The organism is Campylobacter sp. W0066.2 (assembly GCF_024723515.1).
In the GTDB taxonomy this organism is placed as follows: Bacteria; Campylobacterota; Campylobacteria; order Campylobacterales; family Campylobacteraceae; genus Campylobacter_D.
In genome coordinates this window covers 1-938 of record NZ_JANQCV010000041.1, presented here as the reverse complement: position 1 = coordinate 938, position 938 = coordinate 1, and the positions used below count along the sequence as shown (strand labels likewise).

Below are 938 nucleotides of genomic sequence, written 5' to 3'. Positions count from 1 at the left end.
ATTAGCTCTAAGCTTTCTTAATTTTTTAGAATTTAAAATCATAGCTTAACCTTTAAGCGACATAATTTTTAGTCCAATATCATGCAATGATTGAATTAATTTTTGATTTTTTAGGCCCAAAGCCTGTTGGTAATCTCTATAAAATTCTAATGGCAATCTTTTATTTAAAACATCTTTTTTAATTTTTTTTTTATATTCTATGGTGTCTTTTTGATGTTGTAAAGATACTCTAATAACACTAAAAGGTAAAATTAATTTTAGTATACCTTTCTTTTTAAAAAGTTCTTTTGTAAGTTTATACGAAAGATACTCTTTCACTCTATCAACTGCTCCTAAGGGTTGATTTTGTATATATATTTTTAAATTTTTGGTATGTGTTTTTAAGCATAATGGGTCTTTATCAAGCTTTTTTAAAGTCAAAGCTTTATTACAAACCACTGGTAAAAAATGTGTTTTTATACCTTCACTCAAATAGTGATTAGAATCGATAAATTTTATAAAATTTAATGCGATTTGCATCCAGCTTGCACTTTCATAATACAGCCTAGTCGTATTTGAATTCTCAAAAACATCTATTTTTTTAAGATGTGAATTAGGATGTATTACCCATTTTTTATTAGTAAAATTCATAGAGCTTAACTCTCTTAAACGATAAACATATATTTGCTTTGGAAATATATAAATATTTTTACTTAATGTAAATAATAACACTCCAAAATGACAATCTTCTGCAAAAATTCCATCAATAAATTTTAAATTTATATTTTTTAAAAAATTAAAATTAATCATACCTTGCCAAGCAAACCAAAAATAAAAAAGTTTTCTTTCTCTAGCTTTCTCTAGCCATTCTTTAGGTGTGATGATAATCTCATTTTTATAATCAAAATAAGTCATTTGACTGATGTGTTTTCTTTTGACTTTATCGTATAAAGGCCTAT

The 938-nt window shown here is 24.7% G+C and carries 1 pseudogene; it reads right to left on the bottom strand.

Annotated elements, in window-relative coordinates:
- Nucleotides 1–45: 45 nt before the first annotated feature.
- Nucleotides 46–938, bottom strand: a pseudogene (locus tag CAMP18498_RS07890) (glycosyltransferase family 2 protein); the annotation flags it as partial.